This is a genomic window from Actinomadura sp. 9N215, from assembly GCF_044326345.1.
Classification (GTDB): Bacteria; Actinomycetota; Actinomycetes; order Streptosporangiales; family Streptosporangiaceae; genus Spirillospora.
Genome location: NZ_JBIRBA010000047.1, coordinates 1 through 18,451, shown reverse-complemented (window position 1 = coordinate 18,451; position 18,451 = coordinate 1). Strand labels below are relative to the sequence as shown.

General features: G+C 68.8%; 2 protein-coding genes (1 of these 2 cut by a window edge). Both read right to left on the bottom strand.

Annotation, left to right across the window (positions count from 1 at the left end; all coding sequences use genetic code 11):
- Positions 1-6,957, bottom strand: partial view of an amino acid adenylation domain-containing protein gene (locus tag ACH34T_RS42710; protein ID WP_396026737.1) — the start only. It extends 7,413 nt beyond the left edge of the window; the window shows 6,957 of its 14,370 coding nt (coding positions 1-6,957); the start codon lies at positions 6,955-6,957; its stop codon lies beyond the left edge, outside the window.
- Positions 6,957-18,374: an amino acid adenylation domain-containing protein gene (locus ACH34T_RS42705; RefSeq protein WP_396026740.1), complete on the bottom strand. Its 11,418-nt coding sequence runs from the start codon at positions 18,372-18,374 to the stop codon at positions 6,957-6,959. Before ACH34T_RS42705 ends, ACH34T_RS42710 begins: the two co-directional genes overlap by 1 nt.
- Positions 18,375-18,451 lie beyond the last annotated feature (77 nt).

The window sequence follows — 18,451 nt, the reverse complement described above, 5'->3', positions numbered from 1 at the left end:
GATCAACCGGACACGCATGGGAGGGGCGGCCCCCAGGTCGAACGGCTCGGCTGCCTCACCGTTGACCAGCTGGAGTGCTTCCTCACGGGCTTGTCGTCGCGGCAGCCCGGACAGATCCACGATGGGCGGGTCGATCGGTGCCGGCGGATGGACGTGCTGGACGGCGACGCCGTCGGCCGCTGTGATGATCGTGGTGCGGAGCACCTCGTGCCTGGCGACGATCTCGTTGAGGGCTCGCCGAAGCGCGTCGAAGTCGAGTTCCCCGCGGAGTTGGAGCGCCGTGGGAATGTGATACTCGGAGCTCGTCGGTTCGAGTTGATTGAGGAACCACAGCCGGTGCTGGGCGAAGGACAGCCTGTGCGCGCCTTTGCGGCGTAGGCGGGGGATCGGTGCCAGGGGCGCGACTCTGGAGCCGGCGTCCACCGCGGCGGCGATCCCGGCCGCGGTCGGCGCGTCGAAGAGCGCGACGAGCGGAAGGTCCACATCGAGCAGAGCCCGTATCCGCATGATGATCTGAGCGGCGAGGATGGAATGACCGCCCAGGTCGAAGAAGTCGTCGTGGACGCCGACGCGATCCAACCCGAGGACGTCCCGCCAGATATCGGCGACCGCGTGTTCGGTCGGTGTCCGGGGCGGCTGGTAGCCGTCGGCCAGCGCGGGCCGGTCGGTGCCGGGCGCGGGCAGCGCGTTCCGGTCGAGCTTGCCGGTCGTGGTCAGGGGAAGCGCGTCCAGCGGCACGAACACCGCGGGGACCATGTGATCGGGAAGTCGCGCCTTGAGATGGCTCCGCAGTTCGCTGGTGTTGGGCGGTCGCTCGCTGTCGTCGGGCACGATGTATGCGGTGAGTTGGGTGTGGTTGTTGGTGTGGTGGAGGGTGGTTGCTGCGGTGTGGATGTGGGGGTGGGTGGTGAGTGCGGTTTCGATTTCGGTGGGTTCGATGCGGTGGCCGTGGAGGTTGATTTGGTGGTCGGTGCGGCCGAGGAAGTGCAGGGTGCCGTCGGGGTTGCGGCGGGCTTGGTCGCCGGTGCGGTAGAGGCGGGTGCCGTTGGTGGTGTGGGGGTTGGCGATGAAGCGTTCGGCGGTGAGGGCGGGGTGGTTGTGGTAGCCGCGGGTGAGGCCGGTGCCGGTGATGTAGATCTGGCCGGGGATGCCGGGTGGGACGGGTTGGAGGTGGTTGTCGAGGAGGTGGACGGTGGTGTGGGGGAGTGGGTGGCCGATGGGGAGGGTTTGTTGGGGGTGGGGTTGGTGGTGGGTGGTGTTGCAGGTGGTGGTGTCGACGGTGGTCTCGGTGAGGCCGTAGCTGGTGAGTAGTTGGGTGTGGGGGAGCAGGGTGTGGGTGGTGTGGTGGTCGTGGGCGTGCCAGGTGTCGGCGGTGATGATGAGGGTGGTCAGTGGTGGTGGGTGGTGGGGGTTGATGTGGGGGTGGAGGGCGGTGAGTTGGTGGGGTGTGGTTTCGAGGGCGGTGATGTGGTGGTGGGTGAGTAGGTGGGCTAGGTGGGTGGGGTCGAGGTGGCGGCGGTCGGGGCCGATGTGGAGGGTGGCGCCGGTGGTGAGGGCGCGGGTCCAGTCGCCGGTGAAGGCGTCGAAGGTGAGGTTGGCGGTGGTCAGGAGGGTGTCGTTGGTGGGTAGGCCGTGGGTGTGGGTCCAGGCGTGGTGGAGGTAGACCAGGTTGCGGTGGGTGCCGATGGTGCCTTTTGGTTGGCCTGTTGATCCCGAGGTGTAGATCAGATACGCACCACAATCCGGAGATAGGGCCACGGTTGGAGGTGTGGGAGGGCACCGCCTCAACGCCGCAACGGTCATGGGATCGTCAAGCACGAGCGTGCTGCCGTCTGCCCTTCGGGGAACCCGGTCCCGAAGGTCAGTCGTCGTGATGGTGAGGACGGCTCTGCTGTCCGTGAGTAGGAAGCTCAGGCGTTCTCCCGGAACCTCGGCGTCCAACGGCAGGTAGATGCCGCCCGCCTTGAGAACGCCTAGGACCGCCGTGAGCACCTGCGGGGTACGCCCAAGGCACAACGCCACCACAGACTCCGGACCTACCCCCCGTTCCCGCAGTAGGTGGGCGAGCTTGCTGGCCGACTGCTCAAGGCTCAAGTACGTCAGCACGTCCTCTCCGGCGACGACCGCTGCCTTTTCGGGAGTGGTGCGTGCGTGCCGGTCGACCAGCTCGTGGACGAGGATGTCGGGGACGGCAGGCGTCGCCGGTCCCGAGGAGACTCGGACGACCTGGGCGAGTTCGCCGCGGGACATCAGGGCCACCTCGCTGAGGTGCTGCCCCGGTTCGGTCGCGATGGCAGCGAGCAATGCGGTGAGGTGGCCGACCATGCGCTCGATCGTGGCCGCGTCGAACAACGCGGTGCTGTACTCCACTCCGCCCTGCAAGACCCCACCGGTTTCCCCGACGCTCAGAGAGAGGTCGAACTTGGTGGTGGTGTGGCCTTGCGCGAACCCGCAGATATCTAGATGACCCAGGTCGGCGATCTGATCGGCCTGATCGGCCCGATCAGGTTGGTCGTAGGTGAACATGACGTCGAACAGCGGATTGCGGCCGCGGTCGCGTACCGGCTGGAGTACCTCGACCAGGTGCTCGAAGGGCAGGTCCTGATGGGTGTAGGCATCGAGGGTCGTCTCGCGCGTGCGGGCCAGCAGTTCGGTAAGGGGCGGGTCGCCCGTGGCGTCGGCGCGCAACACCAAGGTGTTGACGAAGAATCCGATGAGCCGCTCGGTTTCCGGATGTGCACGTCCGGCGATCATCGTGCCGATCGCGATGTCGTCCTGACCGGAGTAGCGCGCCAGCAGGGCCTGGAATCCCGTCAGCACGACCATGAACATGCTCGTCCCGGACTGTCGGCTGAGCTCCCGGAGATCGTTCGTGACTTCGGACGGGACGGTGAAGCGGTGAAGGGCGCCGCCGGAATCTCTTTCGCGGGGTCGTGGACGATCTGACGGGAGGTCCAAGATGGGCAGGTTCGCCAACTGGCCACGCCAGTAGTCCACCTGCCGCTCAAGGGTTCTCCCTGAGAGCCAGGATTTCTGCCATGCGGAGTAGTCGGCGTACTGGCATGGCAGCGGCTTCAGCGAAGATGGCGCGCCTTCGCGGAAGGCGTCGTACAGCGTCGACAGCTCCTGGATGAAGATGCGCGCCGACCAGTCGTCGAAGGCGATGTGGTGGAAGACCGCGCAGAGGATGTGCTCGTGGGCCGCGGCCCGGATCAACTGGGCGCGCCACGGCGGGTCCGCCGCGAGATCGAACGGCACGGCGGCGTCGGCGCCGATCAGCTGCCGCGCCTCGTCGCGGGCCTGTTGGAGCGGCAGTGCGGCCAGGTCGATCTGGCCGAGAGGCACCGGCGCAGCCGGGGCGATCGACTGGACGGGGGCGCCGTCGGGCCCGGTGGTGATGGTGGTGCGAAGCACCTCGTGCCGGGCGGCGATCGCGTTGAGGGCTCCTCGCAGCGCCGCGACGTCCAGTCTCCCCGTGAGCCGCAGCGCGAGCGGCACGTTGTACTCGCTGCTGTCCGGCTGCAACTGCTGGAGGAACCAGAGGCGCTGCTGCGCGAAGGACGGCTCGAGGGGCCGGCCGCGGTCCACGGTGTCCAGCGGGGGAGGCGGCTCGACGCGGCCGCTGTCGTCGACGGCGGCGGCGAACGACCTCAGGGTGGGGGCGTTGAAGAGGGCGGCGATCGGGACATCGACGTGAAACCGGACGCGGACGCGTGCGATGACCTGGGCGGCGAGAAGAGAATGCCCACCCAGGTCGAAGAAGTCGTCGTCGGCGCCGACGCGGTCGATCTTGAGAACGCGACGCCAGACGTCGGCGAGCACATGTTCGGTCGGTGTGGTGGGTTCGGTGAAGGCGGTTGGCAGCTCGGGACGAGTGGCGCCCGGTGCCGGCAGCGCCCTTCGGTCGAGCTTGCCGCCCGAGGTCAGCGGCAGTTCGTCGAGGACGACGAAGGCCGCCGGGATCATCGGCTCCGGTAGCCGTCCCCTGAGGAAGGCTCGTAGAGCGCCGGCGTCCGGCGGCTCACCCGCGGGGACGAGATAGGCGGTCAGCCGGGTGCCGTAGGGCTCGTCGTCGCGGGCGACCACGGTGGCGGTCCGGACATGAGGATGCTCGGCGAGCGTGAACTCGATCTCGCCAGGCTCGATGCGGTGGCCTCTGACTTTCACCTGGTCGTCCGTACGCCCGAGGAACTCCAACTGGCCGTCGCCACGTCGGCGAACCAGATCTCCGGTCCGGTAGAGGCGTGACCCGTCGGCGGCGAAGGGATCGGCGACGAACCGTTCGGCGGTGAGCGCGGACCGCTGATAGTAACCGCGGGCGAGCTGCGACCCGCCGATGAGGAGCTCACCAGGTACCCCTGTCGGCACAGGGCGGAGCCGATCGTCCAGGACGTGCAAGGTCGTGTTCACCACCGGCATGCCGATGGGGACACGCGTCGGGCGCTCGTCGGCGGCGACTTCATGGGTACAACAGCCGATCGTGGCCTCAGTCGGCCCGTACTCGTTGACCACCCGGCCGGGCGCGCCGTCCCGATACCAGCTTTCGAGTACATCGCCCTTGAGCTGTTCTCCGCCTATGACCAGCAGTTCGGGCCAGTGTGTCCGGCTCGCGTCCGGTGACGCGGCCGTCAACGCCGTCAGGTGCGAGGGAGTCAGTTTGACCAGTCCGTACCGGTCGGGGACCGTCAGGGACGGTTCCGCGCCGACGACCACCGGTCGCCCGTTGATCAGCGGGACGAGCAGCGAGGTGAGGCACAGGTCGACGGCGGTGGGCGCCGTTACCGGGCAGCGACCCGGTTCCGCTGTCCAGTAGGCCTCCCGTGCCCAGTGCAGATAGTTGGTCAGGGCGCGATGGGGCACGGCCACGGCCTTTGGCGCGCCCGTGGAGCCGGACGTGTAAATGAGGTAGGCGCAATTGTCGGCGACCGCGTCGTCCGGTGGTGGTGTTCCCGGGTTCGCCGCGATGGCGTCGCGGTTGACCGGATCGTCCAGCAGAAGCAGCGGCGCTCGATGTTCGGGCAACTGGTCGAGCTGGTCCGTCGTGGTGACGACCAGACCGACGTCGGCGTCGGCGAGCTGGAAGGCGATGCGTGCGAGCGGCGCCCTCGGGTCGAGCGGAAGGTAGGCCGCTCCCGCCCTCCAGGTGGCCAGGAGCGCGATGAGGAGATCCGGGCTGGACGGCAGCAATACTCCGACGATGGTCTCTGGACCGGCTCCCAGGGTTCGGAGCTGGTGAGCGAGCCGATTTGCCTGCCTGTCGAGCTCTCCGTAGGGCAGCTGCCGGTCGGTGGTGACCACCGCGACGTCGTCAGGGGTGGCGGCCGCCCGCTCCGCGATCAGGTGGTGTGCCGGCCGGTGGGGAACCGTGCTGATGGGTCCCGTGCTCCAGGCCCGGAGCTGCCGCCGCTCGGAGGCGGTGGTCAACTCGATCTCGCTCAGCCGGACGTGCGGGTGGTCGGCCACCGTGTCCAGGATCGTGCCCCACCGGGTCATGAGGCGTTCGACGGAAGCCGCTTCGAAAAGGTGGGTGCTGTACTCCAAGGCGGCGTGCAGCTCGCCGTGGCGTTCGGTAACGGTCAGGTTCAGGTCGAACTGCGTCGTGGCGTGGGCGACCGGGAAGCCGCAGGCCGAGAGGTCGCCGAAGCCGGCGCGGTCGAGGGCGTCGCCGCCGTTCTGATAGCTGAAAAGTACGTCGAACAAGGGGTGGCGGGCAGGGTCTCGTCGTGGCTGGAGCTTGTCGACCAGGTGCTCGAAGGGCAGGTCCTGATGGGCATAGGCGTCCAGCGAGATGCGACGGACACGGGCCAGGAGCTCACCGAAAGTCGGGCCCCCTGATGTGTCGGTCCTCAAGACGAGCGTATTGACGAAGAGGCCGATCAACGGTTCGGTATCCGGGTGGGTGCGCACCGCGACAGGCGTGCCCACGGAGATGTCCTGCTGCCCGGTGGATCGGGCGAGCAGGGCCTGGAATGTGGCGAGCAGGGTGATGAACATGCTCGCGTTGGACCTTCGGCCGAGTTCTCGCAGCCTCCGTGTCGTCTCGGCGGGAACGATCGAACGGTGCATGGCGCCGGCGGGATCGCGAAGCGCGGGCCGAGGCCGGTCCGTGGGCAGGTCGAGGGGGCGCAGCCCGGCCAGCCTGGTCCGCCAGTAGCCGAGGTGCTCTTGAGCGACGCCGTCCGTGAGCCGGGCGCGTTGCCATGCGGCGTAGTCGGCGTACTGGACGGCAAGCGGCTCCAGCGGAGAGGCCAGACCGTTCCGGTACGCCTCGTAAAGCGTTGAAAGCTCTCCGCGCAGGATTCCGGCCGACCGCTCGTCGGAGGCGATGTGATGCAGGGTGAGGCCGAGCACGTGCTCGTTGTCGGCCAGGCGGATCAGCTGGGCGCGCAACGGAGGATCGTTGGCCAGGTCGAAGGCCGTCCCGGCCTGCGCGTCGATCAGTCGGCGTGCCTCCCTTGTTCTCTCGGGTTCGGCTTCGTGGCCGGACAGGTCGGTCAGCGGCAGTGGGATCGGCGCCGGTGGACGGATGTTCTGCGTCGGCACACCGTCAGGTGTCGTAGCGATCGTCGTGCGCAGCACCTCATGGCGGGCCACGACCTCGTCCAGCGCTCGGTGCAGTGCGTCGACGTCGATGGGGCCGCTCAGCTGGAGAGCGGTGGAGATGTTGTACTCGCTGCTGTCGGGATCGAACTGCGCGAGGAACCACAGGCGCTGCTGAGCGAAGGACAACATCACGGGCTGTTCGCGCGAGACCACTGTGATCGGCGACGACGCAGGTGCTCCGTTGGTGCCCGCACTCCGCAGGAACCGCAGGATCTCCTCGCGATGATCGGACAACTGCTCTCTCAGCGCGGGAGTGAGCACGTCGTCCGGCGCGTAGAGCCGCAGTCTGTCGCCATCGAGTCGGATGCGGACCCCGAGGTCTCGGAGGTGGGAAAGCAGCTCGATCGCCGTCATCACAGCTCTATCCCTTCCGTCTCCGGAGCATCCGGACCGGGGTCGCGTGTCCAGCGCAGGACGTCCATGGTGTTCGCCAGCCCGGCCAGCGTCGGTGTCTCGAACACCGCCGCGATCGGCAGTTCGATTCCGAATTCGGCGTGCGCCTGCGCGCTGATCCGGAAAGCGTGCAGGGAGTTCCCGCCGAGCTCGAAGAAGTCGTCGTGTGCGCCTGGCTGCTCGATCTTGAGGACGTCGCTCCAGATGCGCGCTAGCGTCTTCTCCGTTTCGGTCGACGGGGGGACCGGCTCGCCGTGTCCGCCCCGTCCGGCGTGCGGCGCGGGCAGCGCCCGCTTGTCGACCTTGCCGCTGTCGGTGACCGGGAGTTCGCCGAGGAAGGTGAAGGTCTCCGGGATCATGGGGGCGGGAAGCCGGGCACGGAGGAACGACCTGAGTTCGCCATCGGCAGGCGGAGCCTCAGGATTCGCGGCCACGATGTAGGCGGCGAGTCGCGGCTCCTCGTCGGGCTCACGGCGAGCGGTCACCGTCACCGACCGCACACCCGGGTGAGTGCTCAGAGCGGTCTCTACCTCGGCCGGCTCGACGCGCTGGCCGAGGATCTTCACCTGGTCGTCGGTGCGGCCGAGGAACTCCAGCCGGCCGTCGGGCAGCCAGCGGACCCGGTCGCCGGTGCGGTAGAGGCGTGATCCGTCGCCCGCCTGCGGGTCGGGGACGAAGCGTTGCGCCGTCAGGGCGGGGCGGCGGTGGTAGCAGCGGGCGAGTTGCGGTCCGCCGACGTAGAGCTCACCGGGCGTGCCGACCGGCACCAGGCGCAGGCGCTCGTCCAGGACATACGCCGTGGTGTTGGCCACCGGGACGCCGATGGGACCGATGCGGTCGGGGCGGGGGGCCGCCTCGAGGAACTCGTCGGTCACGCCGATGGACGCCTCGGTGGGGCCGTAGCCGATGCGCAACATGGCGCGCCGATGCAGCAGGTCGTACCAGCGGCGCGCCAACGTGCCGGGTATCGGCTCTCCAGAGCACAGGACCAGCCTCAGGCTGGTGCATCGCTCGTCCCCGACGGCTTCGAGGAACGGGGCGAGCAGCGAGGCCACGAACTGGACCACGGTCACGTCGTGTCGCTCGATGAGGTGGCTCAGTGCGACGGGATCGCGGTGCGCGCCCGGTGGTGCCATCACGATGGCCGCGCCGGCCAGGAGGGGACAGCACAGTTCCCACAAGGACGCGTCGAAACTGATGGGGTTCTTGTGGAGGACCCGGTCGCCCGAGGTATAGCGGTGGGCCTTCACCTGCCACAGCAGCCGGTTGGCCAGCCCTCTGTGAGTGCCCGTGACGGCCTTGGGTGCTCCGGTCGATCCGGAGGTGTACATCAGGTAGGCGGTGTGGTCCGCATGGCCACGCGCCTCTGGGGGACTGCCGGGGTGCCGTGCGAGCGCGTCGCGAATTCCGTGATCGTCGACGGGCAGTACCCGCGCGTCGTGCTCGGGAAGTCGATCCCCGAGTTCGGTGGTCGTGATGATCATGCTGGTCCGGCCGTCCTCCAGCTGGAAACCGAGCCGATCGCGCGGGCCGTCCGGGTCGAGGGGAAGGTAGGCGGCTCCGGCTTTCCAGATGGCGAGCAGGGAGGTGATCAGATCAGGCGAGCGGTGCAGGAAGACCGCGACGACGCTCTCCGGCCCGATGCCGAGTGCCCGCAGGTGGTGGGCGAGCCGATTGGCCTGTTCATCCAGGTCCGAGTAGGAGACCCGTGCCTGTCCGGCCACCACCGCCGTCGCGTCTGGGGTGGCCGCGGCCTGCATCGCGATGAGGTCGGGGACGAGGTACTCGGACGCGGACTCGGAGTGGCCACGTCCCCACTGCCTGAGGCACGTCTCTTCGTCGGTGGATACGAGCGGAAGCTCGCTCAGTTCGCGGCCCGGGTCCCCGGCCATGGCCTCGAGCAGCGCGGTGAGGTGGTCGGCCATTCTTCGGACGGCGGTCTCGGTGTGCCGCGCCCGGTCATAGGAGAAGGTGAGCCGCAGAGGGGCGCCAGGCCCGGTGACCAGCGTCAATGGGTAGTGGTCATGTTCGAGCGTCGTGCTGTCGCAGATGTTCAGCGTGGGTGTGGGCGAAGCGGCGCCGTCGGCTGGGACCGGATAGTTCTCGAATATGAGAATCGTGTCGAAAAGGGGTGCGTCCGCGGGGAGGATGCTCGCTGCCTGTATGTCGACGAGCGAGGTGTGCTGGTGGGGTTGCTGCTGCAACTGCTGGTGCTGTACTGCGTTGAGCAGGTCGAGGATCGTCTGCTGAGCCGAGAGCTGGGCGCGGACGGGAACGGTGTTGATGAACAGGCCGAGCATGTTCTCGGCGCCGGGGAGGGCGTCGGGTCTGCCTGCGACGGTGGCGCCGTAGCAGACGTCCGAGCTGCCGGTCCGATGGGCGATGAGAAGGGCGAGCGCTCCGCGAAGGATGGTGTTCAGCGTCAGCTGCCGGGTGCGGGCCAGTTCGCTGAGGCGCTGGGTCGTGTCCTCGGAGAGATGCCAGTGGTGCCTGGCGTGCTCTGGCGCTGAGCCGGTCGGCTCGTCGGCCAGTGGTGTGGGGCCTGTGAAGCCCGCGAGTTGGCCGGCCCAGAACTCGAGATCCCTCTGCCGGTCCTGGTCGCCGAGCCAGGCGATGTAGTCGCGGTACGGCCTGCGCGTCGGCGGCATGGGTGCCTCACCCGAGGCGAGCGCTCCGTAGGCGGCTCGAAGGTCGTCGAGCAGAACTGGCTGGCTCCACCCGTCGAGGAGGAGGTGGTGCTCGGCGAGGACGAGGGTGTGGCGGTCGGCGCTGTGGCGAATCAGCGTGAGCCGGAGAAGGGGCGGCCGCGCCAGGTCGAGTCCGCGAGCCCTGTCGGCAGCGAGGAACTCGGTCAGACGGGCATCGTGTTCACCGGCGGGTGATCGGGTCCAGTCCTGGACGGCCCACGGGACGTCGGCGTGTGCGGCCACCAGCTGGAGCGGGGTGGTCTGGTCATGGTGTCGTACAGCGGTCCGCAGGATTGGGTGCCAATCGACCAGGTGCTGGAACGCCGCCTGGAGAAGCTCGGTGTCGAGAGGACCATCGAAGGTCAGGACCGTTTGCTCGAAGTACGCCCCCGAAGCGGGGTCGAGCAACGTATGAAGCAGCATCCCCTGCTGCATGGGAGACAGCGGGTAGACGTCTTCGATCGGGAACCCGGCCGTGTCCACCAGCCTGTCGACCTGCTCCTGGGAGAGCCCGGCCAGCGGGAAGTCCGACGGGGTGGCTGCGCCGGGAGCGGTTTGCGCGACGCGGGTCGTGTGCTCGATGACCAGCGCAAGAGCGTCGTGGAGCCGGTCGCCCAGAGCCCGGATCGTGTCGGCGCGGTATCGGGTGGAGGGGTAGGTCAGGTAGATGTTCAACCGTCCGTCGGTCACCGTACCGGTGACCTCCAGGAGGTGCGGCAACGGCGTGTCGGGGTGTCGGCTCCACCCGGTGGGACCGGCGGTCGGCCTCCACGCGGCGCCGCCCCCGCCGTGACCGGGTGCGTCGATCCGGCCGTGATAGTTGAACCCGATCTCCGGAGACCCGAGGAGATCGTCGTGGCGGGGTGTGCGGAGCCGCTCCTTGACGCCCTTGATGAGATCTGCCGGCTCGTCCAGGTCGGCGTCGAGGACGACGGGGGTGAGGCCGGTGAACCAGCCGATGGTCCGGGACAGGTCAAGGGCGTCCGTGCGGCCATGGCCCTCGACCTCGACGAGGGGGCGGCGGATGCCCGCCCACGCATGAAGGGCGTGGGAGAGGGCCGCCAGAAGGAGGTCGTTGATCCGGGTCCGGTAGGCGGCGTGCGCCTCCCGGATCAGAGCCTGTGTCGCGTCGGCGTCCAGGCAGATGCCGTGGGTCTCGGCATGCGCCTCGGTCGCCGGACCGGTGGTGTGGTCAATGGGCAGCGGGTCGGACTCGACGGGGGTGCCGACAGCGACAGGTTGCGTGCGTTGGCCTTGCCCGGCCGTGCGTTCCGCCCATTGGCGGATGGAAACGGTCTTTGGCCCCAGATCGGCGGATTCGCCGCGGGCGAGCTGCGTGTAGGCGCGGGAGAGATCGTCGATGAGGATGCGCCAGGAGACGGTGTCGATCGCGAGGTGGTGAACGACGATCAGCAACCGCGATCCCCGGTCCGGGCCTTGATCGACGAGTTCGACCCGCCAGATCGGGCCGCTCTCCAGGTCCAGTCCCGCTTGGGCGGTCTCCGCGATCGCCGCAAGGCGTCCGGCGACATCGGGCCCATGGTGCAGGGTGACGAGCGGCTCGTCCCTGGCGGCGACGGTGAGCCGCAAGTCATCGGGATATCCGCGGGCGCGTAGCCGTAGTGCATCGTGGTGGTCGCTCAGCGCGACCGCCGCGCGTTCGAGGACGTCCGCGTCGAGGCGGAGGGGAGCCTGGACCCAGGTGGCCTGGTTGAAGTGGTGCGGATGGCGGAGCCGTTGCTCAGCCCACCAGCGGTGGATGGGCAGCAGGCCGACCGGGCCGGTCACCCGCTCCTGCTCGGCTTGTACGCGGGTGTCCGTTCCGGCGACGACGGCCAATCCGGCCACGGTCGGATGGTCGAACATCTGCGCCGGGGTGATGACCACCCCGGCCGCGGCCGCCCGTGCGACGATCCTCAGGCTCAAGATCGAGTCCCCGCCCGACTCGAAGAAGTCGTCGTGGACGCCGACCCGATCGATGTGCAGGACGCTTTGCCAGATGTCGGCGAGGACCTGTTCCGTCGTCGTGCGGGGCGGCACGAAGGCGGTGCTCAGGCCGGGACGGCCGGTGCCGGGGGCGGGCAGCTCCTTGCGATCGATCTTGCCGCTGGAGGTGAGCGGCGGATCGGTGATGATCACGAAGACCGCGGGGATCATCGGCTCGGTGAGCCGTTCGCGGAGGAAGTCCCGCAGCTCACCGATGTCAGCGGCACGGTCACTGTCAGTCGGGACGATGTACGCGGTCAGCCGCAGGGTGCCGGCGGCGTCCTTCGGCGCCGTCACAACGGCGGTCCCCACGCCGGGGTGATCGGCCAGCGCCGCCTCGACCTCGCCGGGCTCCACACGGTGTCCGCGGATCTTGACCTGCGCGTCGAGACGTCCGAGGAACTCCAGATGCCCGTCCCGGCGCCGGCGGGCCCTGTCTCCCGTGCGGTAGATCCGGGTGCCGTCGGCTCCGACGGGATTCGCGACGAACCGTTCGGCGGTCAGATCGGGCCGTCCGTGATAGCCGCGAGCCAGCGCCGTGCCCGCGATGTACAACTCACCGGCGACCCCCGTGGGAACGGGGTTCAGCGATGCGTCCAGGACATGGCACGCGGTGTTGGCGTGAGGCGTCCCGATGTCGGGGTCGTGTGGGGCGTCGGGGAGGCAGACGGCGTCGGTGACGTCGATCGACGCCTCGGTCGGGCCGTAGAGATTTCGCACCTCGACGTGGGCCCCGAGACGGTCGTGGCAGCGCCGGACCAGCGATCGCGGAAGGGGTTCTCCACCGCAGGTGATCAGCCGCAGGCGCGTGGTCCACCGGGGATCAGCCGCGTCCAGGAAGGGGCCGAGCAGTGCGGGCACCAGGTCCACCGCGGTGATGGAATGCCGGTGGACCGCGCGCGCCAGCGCGCCAGGATCCCGGTCGGCGTCGTGCGGCGCGATGACCACGGTGCCGCCGGCGACCAGCGGGCCGCACAGCTCCCAGAGTGAGACGTCGAACGTGGGGGCCGTGCGTTGCAGGACCCGGTCGCCGGGTCCGAAGCCATGGGCCTCGAGCTGCCAGTGCACCCGATTGGCCAAACTCTCGTGAGCGGTGACGACGGCCTTGGGCGTTCCCGTAGAGCCGGAGGTGTAGATCAGATAGGCGGCAGTGTCCGGACGGGCATGGCCGGACGGGGACCGAGTGGGCCTCTTGTCCAGCGCGGCTGCGGTGACGGGGTCGTCGAGGACGACGGTGCGGCGCGCATCGGACGCGGAGGCGCTGAACGAGCCGCGGAGTTCGTTCGTGGTGACGAGATGACCCGCGGCGGCGTCGTCGAGCTGGTAGGCGAGCCGTTCAGGCGGATCACCCGGATCGAGGGGCAGATATGCCGCGCCGGACTTCCAGATGGCGAGGACGGTGGTGACGAGTTCGACACCGCGGGGAAGTCCGACGGCGACGACGGTCTCCGGACCGGCGCCGAGGTCCCGAAGGTGGTGGGCCAGCCGGTTGGCCGCCTGGTCCAGGGCCTGGTAGGTCGACCATCGTTCGTCCGCGACCACCGCGACGGAGTCCGGGAATCGTGCCGCCTGAGCCGCGATGGATTCGTGGAGCAGCCGATCGGGCCGGGGCCGCTGCGGGCCGCTGCTCCAGCGGGCCAGTTGCTCCCGCTCCGACTCGTCCAGGAGGTCGATCTCGCTCAGCCGGACGCCCGGGTCGTCGACCACGCTCCGCAGGATCGTGATCAAGCGGCTGGCTAGCTGCTCCATCGTTTCGAGGTCGAAAAGGTCGGTGCTGTACTCGAAGGCGGCACGCAGCGTTCCGTCGTTCTCGGCGAGGTTGAGCGTCAGGTCGAACTTGCTGGTGGTGTGCCCGATAGGGAAGCCGCAGGCGTCGATGTCGGCCAGGCCGGGGAAGTCATCGTGACCGGCGGCGTAGCTGAACATGACGTCGAAGAGCGGGTGCCGACCTCTGTCGCGTACAGGTTGAAGTGCGTCGACCAGGTGCTCGAAGGGCACGTCCTGGTGAGCGTAGGCGTCCAGAGCGACCTTCCGCGTGCGTGCCAGCAGTTCCGTGAACGGCGGGTCTCCGGAAGCGTCGGCTCGCAGCACCAGGGTGTTGACGAAGAACCCGATGAGCTGCTCGGTGTCGGGATGCGTACGACCGGTGATGGGACTGCCGATCGCGAGATCGAGCTGGCCGGTGTGGCGGTTCAGCAGTACCTGGTACGCGGCCAGTAGCGTCATGAACATGCTGCAGCCATGCTCACGGCTCAGACGCTGGAGGCCGCCGACGGTCGTGACGGGGACGGCGAACGTGTGAAGAGCGCCGGCAGAGTTGCGAACAGGCGGACGCGGCCGGTCTGTAGGAAGGTCCATGGCGGGCAGCCCGGCCAGCTGAGTGCTCCAGTAGCCAAGCTGATCTTCCAGGGCCCCTCCGGCGAGCACTTCGCGCTGCCATGCCGCGTAGTCGGCGTACTGGACCTCGAGTGGCGGCAGCGGTGACGGCTCTCCTGAACGGAACGCCGAATAGAGCGCTGACAGCTCGCGGGCGAAGATACCCGTTGACCAATCGTCGGACGCGATGTGGTGGAGCGTGAACCCCAGCACGTGCTCGTCTTGGCCGATCCGGATCAGGGTGGTGCGCAGGGGCGGATCGACGGCGAGGTCGAACGGGGCGGCGGACACCTCGTCCAGCACGCGGCGGGCCCGATCTTCGGCCTGGTCGGCTGGGAGCCCGGAGAGATCGACGGAGGTCAGCTCCACCGGTGCGGGCGCATGTACGTGCTGCGACGTCGTTCCGTCGGCAGCGGTAGCGATGGTGGTGCGGAGCACGCGATGGCGGGCCGCAATCTCGTCGAGCGCCCGCTGAAGCGCCGCGGTGTCGAGTTCCCCGGTCAGCCGGAGGGCGCTGGGAATGTTGTACTCGGGGCTGTCGGGCTCCAGCCGGTTGAGGAACCACAGTCGCTGCTGGGCGAAGGACAGCGTGAGAGGGCCGTTCCCGTCGATCGGTGCTATCGGAGGCGGCGGCTGGCTTCGAGCGGCCGTGTCGATGGTAGCGGCGAGCCCGGCGAGAGTCGGGGCGTCGAACACGGCGGCGACCGGCAAGTCGACGTGGAACCGGACGCGGATGCGGGACACGACCTGGGTGGCGAGAATGGAATGACCACCGAGATCGAAGAAGTCATCGTGGGCGCCGATCCGGTCGATACGCAGCACCTGCCGCCAGATGTCGGCCAAGAGTTGCTCGGTTCCGGTGGCGGGGGCGATGAACGCCGCGGCCAGTGTCGGCCGGTCGCCGTCCGGCGCGGGCAGCGCCTTGCGGTCGAGTTTCCCGCTGCTTGTCTGCGGTAGGCGGTCCAGGGAAAGGAAGCCCGCCGGGATCATGTGATCGGGAAGGCGGGCGCGCAGGAAGGCGCGCAACTCGCTGACGTCAGGCAGGGTGTCGGCGGCGGGGACCAGATATCCGAACAGGCGGGTCTCGCTCGGAACGTCCCCGCGGGGCACGACCGCGGCGGCCTGGACGGCGGCATGCGCGACGAGCGCTCTTTCGATCTCCCCTGGCTCTACCCGGTGACCGCGGATCTTGACCTGGTCGTCGGCCCGGCCGAGGAACTCCAGCAGGCCCTCCCGGTTCCAACGGACCCGGTCGCCGGTGCGGTAGATCCGGGAACCCTCGCCGCCATGGGGATCGGCGACGAAGCGTTCGGCGGTGAGAGCGGCCCTGCCGTGGTAACCACGGGCCACTTGGACGCCGCCGATGAACAGCTCCCCGGGAACGCCCACGGGCACCGGGCGGAGATTCTCGTCCAGAACGAGCGCCGAGATGTTCGCGAGAGGAGTGCCGATCGGAACGTCACCGGAGGAGCTCCCGGACTCTGCCGGATGGGTCGTCACACCGACCGTGGTCTCACTGGGACCGTAGTGGTTGTGGACCGAGACGCCCTCCAGTCCGCTCAGCAGCGGGCCGGGGAGGGGTTCCCCGCCGAGGACGAGCGCGGTGACGGGCAAGTCGGCCGCGGGCGCTCCGCCATCGGCCGTCAAGGCGGCCAGCTGGGTGGGGAGCAGCTTGATGTAGTCGATGCGTTGGTCCCGGAGATGCGCCCACAGCCGGTCGGAGTCGATGTCGGGCGGCAGGAGGTGCACGGTGCCGCCTTGGGCCAGGGCGGGGTAGAGCATCGTGACCGCGAAGTCGACGCTCAGTGACTGCAGGGTCGCGTAGCCGGCACCGCCGCGCAGGTCGAGGCGCCTCGTGATGTGCTGCACGTAGGCGGCCAGGCTGCGATGGGTGACGGTGACCGCCTTCGGAGCACCGGTGGAGCCGGAGGTATAAGTCAGGTACGCGGCGTTGTCCAGGTGCGGGCCAAGCCGGTGCGCTTCGGCCTCCTCGACGGCGGGGAGGGCATCGAGGTCGGCCCTGTCGTCCACGAGAACGAGCGGGATGGGGTGCTCGGGCAGGCCGTCGAGGAGCTCGGTGGCGGTGATGAGGACTGCGGCCGCGCTGTCGGTCAGCTGGTACGCGGTGCTGGCCAGCGGGTTGCCGGGATCGAGCACCAGGTGGGTGGCTCCGGCCTTCCAGACAGCAAGCATCGCGGTGACGTGGAGGGGGCTGCGGGGCAGGCAGATCGCGATGACGGATTCGGGGCCGACGCCGAGCGTCACCAGATGGCGCGCGAGCTGCTCGGCGTCCTGGTTCAGCTCCTCGTACGTCAGCTGCTGGTCCGCCGCCACGACTGCGACGTGGTCCGGGGTCAAAGCCGCCTGGTCGGAGATGGCAAGGTGGAGGGGACGGACAGGTGAGGGCGCGGGCGGGCCCGTGCTCCATGCCGCCAGCTCCGCCCGCTCGGTGTCCGGCACCATCGCGATCCGGCTGAGCCGCACCTCTGGTTCGGCGGTTATCGCTTCCAGGATGTTCAGTAGGTGCGAGGCAAGCCGCTCGATCGTCACCGGGTCGAAGAGCCGGACGCTGTACTCCAGGGCGGCGTGCACGGCGTGCTGATCGTCGGTCACGTTCAGGGTCAGGTCGAACTGCGAGGTGACGTGGTCGATCGGCAAGCCGCAGGCGGAAACGCCACCGAGGTCGGCCTGGACGGGTAGATCACCGCGGGTCCGATAGCTGAAGAACACGTCGAACAGTGGATGGCGGCCTCGGCCCCGCTCGGGCCGGAGAACCTCGACGAGATGCTCGAAAGGCAGGTCCTGGTGGGCATAGGCATCCAACGCCGTCCTGCGCACCCGGCCGAGGAGTTCCCGGAAGGTGGGATCTCCGGCCAGGTCTCCGCGGAAGACGAGGGTGTTGACGAAGAATCCGATCAGGCGTTCGGTCTCCGGTTGGGCGCGACCGGCGATCGGGGACCCGACCGCGATGTCGTCCTGTCCGCTGTGACGGGACAGCAGAACCTGGAAAGCCGCCAGGAGCGTCATGAAGGTGGTGCAGCCCGCCTCCCGGCTGAGCTCGCGCAGTTTGTTGCTGACCTCGGCCGGGACGCTGAACTGATAAAGGGCGCCCGCGGGGTCGCGATGTGCGGGCCTGGGCCCGTCGGTGGGCAGTTCGAGGACCGGTAGATCGGTCAACTGGGCGCGCCAGTAGTCGACCTGCCGCCGGAGGACGTCACCTCTCAGCCACTGGCGCTGCCAGGCTGCGAAGTCCGCGTACTGGATCGTCGGCGGGGCCAGGGGACAGGGCAGGCCCTGGCGGAACGCGCTGTACAGGACAGACAACTCGTCATGCAGAACAGCCGCCGAAGCATGATCGGCCGCGATGTGATGCAGCGTCATGGAGAGCACGTGGTCGCCTTCGCCGACCCGGATCAAGTGTGCTCGGAAGGGTGCGTCGCGGCGCAGGTCGAATGGTGCGGTCGCGTCGGACCCCACGAGACGGCGAGCCTCCGCCAACGCATGGTCGGACGACTGCTCGGAGAGGTCGGAGACGAGCAGGCGCACTCGGTGTGCTTCGTCGATGTGCTGTATCGGCGTGCCGTCCGCGGTGGTGGACACGGTCGTGCGGAGAATCTCGTGGCGGGTGACGAGCTCGTCCAGCGCCTGGCGCAGCGCGTCGACGTCCAGGTCTCCGGTGAGCTGTAGGGCTATCGGGACGTTGTACTCGGCGCCGTCCGGGGAGAGCCTGTTGAGGAACCAGAGCCGCTGCTGAGCGAACGACAGTTCAAGCCGCTGGTCCCGGTCGGCACGGACGAGCGGTGGCGGTGGTTCGGTGCCGACGCTGTCATCGATGGCGCTGGCGAGCCCTGCCACTGTGGGGCTGTCGAAGAGGTCGGCGAGCAGGGGGCCCGTGCGAAGGTCGCTCCGGATTCGCGCGACCACCTTGGTGGCGAGAATCGAGTGCCCCCCGAGCTCGAAGAAATTGTCGTGGATGCCGACGCGGTCGAGTCCGAGAACCTCCGCCCAGATCGCGGCGATCGTCCGTTCGGTCGGCGTCCGGGGCGGCCGGTAGGCATCGGTCAGCTCGGGGCGGGTGCGGCCGGGGTCGGGCAGCGCGTATCGGTTCACCTTCCCGCTCGTGGTCAGCGGTATGGCGTCGAGGAAGACGTACGCCGCGGGGATCATGTGTTGGGGGAGCCGGGCCTTGAGGTGGTCGCGCAGCTCGTTGGCGCCCAAGGGCCGGAAGGCGACCACGTAGGCGACCAGTCGGTCGCGATGTGGGATGACCGTGGCGGTCTGGATGTTGGGGTGGGTGGTGAGTGTTGTTTCTATTTCTGTTGTTTCGATGCGGTAGCCGCGGATTTTGGTTTGGGTGTCGGTGCGGCCGAGGTGTTGGAGGTGTCCGTTGGGGTGTTGGCGGGCGA